Source organism: Mycobacterium sp., assembly GCF_032162105.1.
In the GTDB taxonomy this organism is placed as follows: domain Bacteria; phylum Actinomycetota; class Actinomycetes; order Mycobacteriales; family Mycobacteriaceae; genus Mycobacterium.
In genome coordinates this window covers 1-4,402 of sequence record NZ_JAVRPS010000572.1, presented here as the reverse complement: position 1 = coordinate 4,402, position 4,402 = coordinate 1, and the positions used below count along the sequence as shown (strand labels likewise).

The window sequence follows — 4,402 nt, the reverse complement described above, 5'->3', positions numbered from 1 at the left end:
GTCGTCAGACGGTCAGTTCTGGTGCGCCTCCTGACGCTTCTCGGCCGCGTCCGCACCGCCGCGGGCCGCGTCGGCTTCGGCTTCCTTCTTGGCGGCATCGCGCTGGGCCTGCGCCTTGTCCTGTTGGGCCTTGCCCTCTTCGGTGAGATCGTCGCGGCCGGCGACGGTGCCGACGGCTTCCTTGGCCTTGCCCTTGACGTCTTCGACCACGCCCTTGATGCCCTCTTCGGGGCCGCTGTTCTTATCGGTCACGATAATCCCTCTCGTCGTAGTGATTCCGGAACCGGCTCCTGGGCGACAAGTCGCTCCAAGCAGTCGATTCGCGGTGTGCTCCGCGGCACGTCACCGATGACGCGCCCCGACGGGTGTTCTCCCGTGACCCACGCATGCCCGCCGGGGCGGCGCTTCTAACCCCCATATCCGAAGATCTCGGAGGGCCTGGCGTGCCATTCGTCACGAGCCGCGGGTCTCAATTGAGTCCCCTGCGGGACATCGGTCCCGGTATGGGGTAGCGGCGGCACACGAGATGGTCGAGGTGTTCGCACGCCGAGTCGAAGTCGGCGGCCAGGGGCAGGACGTGGTCGGGATCGACGATGTCCAGGAGGCGTGCGACAGCACGGTCACCGACGAACACCCAGTCGATGTCGGATCGGCTGCAGCACACGCTGATGTAGTGCAGCGCTGAAAACGCCTGCGCGCCGAAGAAGTCCACGGCACGCAGATCCAGCAGCAATTGCGTGGTCGGGCGCAGGTGACGTTCGACGTAACGGCCCAGATCGCGTTGGTTGCTTGCATCGACCTCACCTTCGACGGTGACGATCAGCCGCGCCGGGAGGTAGAGGCGAGTGGAATAACGCGCCCTTCCGGACGCCTCCACCCCGTCATCCAGGCTTCCGAGCGAGGTCCTGGTACGGATTTCGACAGTGGTCATGGCCGACCTCCAGACACAAACGGGCACTGGGTCTGGTCACGCCGACGGCGGCACCATGTGAGAGGGTCTTCGCCTCATGAGCGGACTGGCGACGTCACCAAGGGCTGTGCGCTCAACCTGAATGCAGAATACGACGGATGATGCTGGTTGTCGACGAATTGTGCACTGCACGGCGACTTCGCGGCGTGCGCCGCGGCTGTCGGGTGGTCAACGAGGCACACCGAATCCGCACGACACGGACGTGTTTGGGGCGGGTATCGCGGGTACATCTGTGCGGCGCACAGCCCGTACGCGCACCGACCAAGAAGGGACCACCGCGATGACGACACAGACCGCGAGTAAGAGCGCGAACAAGAATCGGTTCGAGATCGACATCACCAAGATCCGCGACGATGCGCGCAAGCACATGGCGGAGATCATCCGATGGATCGGCGATGCCGATCCGACCACGCGGCGGCTGATGGAGAAGATCCTCGAGCAGGAAGAGGAGCACGCCGACGATCTCAACGACCTGCTCGGCAACTGAGGGTCGCAGGGCCGGTGGCGGATCCGGTACGGACATGGTTGGCGCGCAACGGGTATCGCCGTGCGGTGTCCGCGCCGCGCAACGGTTGTGTCGGTCAGTCGGCGTCGCCGTCTTGATCGTGCTCGCCCGTATCGCCATCGCCTTCGTCGCTGTCATCGACCTCCGCAGATGCGGGCCGCTGGCCGGAGTCTTCGAACAGCTGCAAGGCAACGAGGTTGGCCTGTGCGCGGCGGAATAGGGCTTCATCCTGGCGGTCATCGTCGAGGTACTTGTCGGCTTGATCAGCCAGTTCGCGTACCTGGGCCCACTCTTTCGGGGCATCGTCGGGGGCGTCGTCCAAGCGGTGCAGCGCCCACAGCCGCGCGGCCGCGGCAGCGGTGTAACGGGCGGCCAACTCCTTCTCGGGTGTGTCCTGATCATCGGCTACCGACAGCCAATGGCTGATCCGATCGGCTCGCTCGTCACTCATCGTGGTCACCCTCCATTGGGTTGGGTTGGGTCGACGTCCGAAGACCGGCGATGCGGCCCACGGCGGCGACCAGGTTGCGTGATCTGGGTACCCGTTTTCCTCGACCGCACCGGTGTTGGAAGGCAATTCCGCGAACCCAGCGACGATTCCCGACGTCCGGCCGCGGGTACAAGGTCAAGGTCACTGCAGGATTGTCGTGCCGTACTCGTCGGCACCGCTGAGGCGAACGGGGGTCGGTACCAGGATGAGGGGTGAAAACGGAACCGGCGCATTCGAACGGCTGGTGGCCACGCTGGACTATCCGATGTTCGTGGTGTGCACCCGCGCGCACGGCACAGATGACCCACCGGCAGGGTGCCTGGTCGGTTTCGCCAGCCAGACCAGTATCGATCCGCCACGGTTCCTCGTCGGACTATCCCGGCTGAACCACACGTATCGAATCGCCGAGAACGCAAAGCATCTGGCCGTCCACGTCGTATCCCGGCGGGATCGCCGCCTGGCCGAACTGTTCGGCGAACAGACCGGTGACCGGATCGACAAGTTCGACCATTGCGACTGGAGCCCCGGCCCGGCCGGCATGCCCATTCTCACCGCCGCGGCGGCCTGGTTCGTGGGGCGCATCGTCGACCGTTTCGACCTCGGAGATCACGTCGGACATCTGCTGGAGCCAGTGAGTGGAATGTCCCCCGACGGTATCGAAGACTGGTTGTCGTTCTCCGACCTGCGCGATCTCACACCCGGACACCCGGCGAAGACCTGAGAGCCCCGGCACCGAATGGCGGGAGTGCAAGGCGAAATCAGCCGGGCATGTTTCGCCGCACCGGTTGCGGATATACCGCCTGCAGATCGTTCCAGCCTCGGGCGTCTAACACCGTCATCTCGGCGAGGAGACATGGTCAACAATCAACCCTTTCGCGGTCGTCACACGCCCATCGTTGCCGCCTTGCGGGAGATCGTGGTCGTAGTCCCGGCGCACAACGAGCGTGACCGTCTGCCTGGATGCCTGGCCAGTGTCGCCGCCGCCGCCGACCAGGTGGACGTCCCGGTGACCGTGGTCGTGGTACTGGACACGTGCACTGATCGCTCCGAGGACGTCCTCACCGCGTCGGTGCGCGCGCTGAGGGTGTCGGTGAGAAACGTGGGCGCCGCACGCGCGGCGGGATTCATCGCCGTCGCACCCGACCCGGACGCTCAGATCTGGCTGGCGACAACGGATGCGGACTGCGTGGTGCCGCCGAGGTGGCTGGCCGACCAGGTCGCGCACCACAGTGATGCGTGGCAGGGCGCCGTCGGAACGGTGGCGGTGCAGTGGCAGGAACATTCGGCGGCGACCCGGCGCCGTTACGACCGGCTCTACCGGCTCGGTGGGCACCAGCGCGGTGAGGCGACCCACGGACACGTGCACGGCGCGAACCTCGGGGTCCGCGCCGACGCCTATTGGCGAGTGGGCGGATTTCGACCGCTACACCTTGGTGAGGACGTCGACATGGTGGATCGGCTCGTCGCGGCGGGGACCCCCCTGATCTGGGACAGCGATAACCCCGTCTTGACCTCCGATCGGCGGGATTACCGCGCACCCGGCGGATTCGGCGACCACCTGCGCTCGCTTGCCAGTCATTCTGAGGATGCCGTCACCCCGACGGGCACCGCATGATCCACCCACACCAAGTTGGGACTTCACCACTGGCCCGCATCGCCTGTCCCCCAAGCGATGCGGCGATCTCGGCTGCCGACGTTTGGTACGCGCAGCCGTTGGGCATTCGAGACCCAAACGAGGAATAACGATGTCGGTGACTGCTTTCCAGGACTTGCCACTGGCCGATCGTGATCGGGAGGGGGTGGTGCTGCTGCCGAGCAGCGGGTGCGTCGGTGGGCCGATGCACAGGACGAGCCGAATGAGAAGTACCGGGACGCCCACGTCTGGTACGACAAAGAAGGCAAAGACAAATTCGGCGGCTACAAGCTGCTGATCGCCGACGTGGTGAACGACAAGCTGACCGCGGTGCCCCGCGGCGTGATGGCCGCAAGCGCGGTCATGCAGGGCTCACGCGGTGGCGCCGATCTGCCCGAGACCGACATCGACAGAGTCAAGAGCCATCTGGCGAAGTACTACGCGAAGATGGACGACACTGCCCCGTGGCAGCGGGACTAGTCGATCGCCCACGATTCACGGGACGGCAGCAGCGGGGCCGCCGACCCGGACGACCGAGAACGTGAAACATGCAGGACGTGAAGGAAACCCGTGATGACAGACGTTGACGCAGCGGCACCCGAACCCGGTCAGGACGCAGGTGTCGAGAATCCGCAGACCCCGTCCGACTCCGCTCATCGTCCGCCCGGCGAAGCCGCTGTGGCCGCGCTGGACGAGGTCCCGAGCAGCGTTCAACAGAAGGCCGCCGACGCGAAAGACCTTGCCGTGCAAGGAGCGCAGATACTCACCTCCCAGGCCAGGGCCCGCCCGGTACTGCCGGTGGCA

The 4,402-nt window shown here is 65.7% G+C and carries 7 protein-coding genes and 1 pseudogene; 5 read left to right on the top strand and 3 right to left on the bottom strand.

Annotated elements, in window-relative coordinates:
* Positions 1-12: 12 nt before the first annotated feature.
* Together mbp1 and QOC69_RS29170 are read right to left on the bottom strand one after the other, a co-directional pair.
* Positions 13-252: a microaggregate-binding protein 1 gene (gene mbp1, locus QOC69_RS29175; RefSeq protein WP_526446003.1), complete on the bottom strand. Its 240-nt coding sequence runs from the start codon at positions 250-252 to the stop codon at positions 13-15.
* Positions 253-469: 217 nt separating this feature from the next.
* Positions 470-931, bottom strand: coding sequence for an STAS domain-containing protein (locus QOC69_RS29170; RefSeq protein ID WP_526446002.1), 462 nt, complete (start codon positions 929-931; stop codon positions 470-472).
* A gap of 319 nt (positions 932-1,250) precedes the next feature.
* Here QOC69_RS29170 and QOC69_RS29165 point away from each other — a divergent pair, with 319 nt between their 5' ends.
* Entirely contained in the window at positions 1,251-1,457 is a 207-nt protein-coding gene (locus tag QOC69_RS29165) for a hypothetical protein (protein WP_526446001.1), read from the top strand.
* Positions 1,458-1,551: 94 nt separating this feature from the next.
* Here QOC69_RS29165 and QOC69_RS29160 read toward each other — a convergent pair whose 3' ends face one another.
* Positions 1,552-1,926, bottom strand: a complete 375-nt coding sequence (locus tag QOC69_RS29160; protein WP_526446000.1) for a hypothetical protein — start codon at positions 1,924-1,926, stop codon at positions 1,552-1,554.
* A 244-nt stretch (positions 1,927-2,170) separates the two neighbouring features.
* Here QOC69_RS29160 and QOC69_RS29155 point away from each other — a divergent pair, with 244 nt between their 5' ends.
* From QOC69_RS29155 to QOC69_RS29140, 4 genes and pseudogenes are all read left to right on the top strand, one after another.
* Positions 2,171-2,686, top strand: coding sequence for a flavin reductase family protein (locus QOC69_RS29155; RefSeq protein WP_526445999.1), 516 nt, complete (start codon positions 2,171-2,173; stop codon positions 2,684-2,686).
* Positions 2,687-2,818: 132 nt separating this feature from the next.
* Positions 2,819-3,580, top strand: a complete 762-nt coding sequence (locus QOC69_RS29150; protein ID WP_526445998.1) for a glycosyltransferase family 2 protein — start codon at positions 2,819-2,821, stop codon at positions 3,578-3,580.
* 130 nt (positions 3,581-3,710) lie between these two features.
* Positions 3,711-4,078: pseudogene (locus QOC69_RS29145) on the top strand (hypothetical protein).
* A gap of 93 nt (positions 4,079-4,171) precedes the next feature.
* A partial coding sequence (locus tag QOC69_RS29140; protein WP_526445997.1) for a hypothetical protein occupies positions 4,172-4,402 on the top strand: 231 nt, incomplete at its 3' end.

What these genes read in the sequence shown, in the direction of transcription:
- QOC69_RS29170 (WP_526446002.1), bottom strand. Translation starts at nt 931, where the DNA reads ATGACCACTGTCGAAATCCGTACCAGGACCTCGCTCGGAAGCCTGGAT.
- QOC69_RS29165 (WP_526446001.1), top strand. Translation starts at nt 1,251, where the DNA reads ATGACGACACAGACCGCGAGTAAGAGCGCGAACAAGAATCGGTTCGAG.
- QOC69_RS29160 (WP_526446000.1), bottom strand. Translation starts at nt 1,926, where the DNA reads ATGAGTGACGAGCGAGCCGATCGGATCAGCCATTGGCTGTCGGTAGCC.
- QOC69_RS29155 (WP_526445999.1), top strand. Translation starts at nt 2,171, where the DNA reads ATGAGGGGTGAAAACGGAACCGGCGCATTCGAACGGCTGGTGGCCACG.
- QOC69_RS29150 (WP_526445998.1), top strand. Translation starts at nt 2,819, where the DNA reads ATGGTCAACAATCAACCCTTTCGCGGTCGTCACACGCCCATCGTTGCC.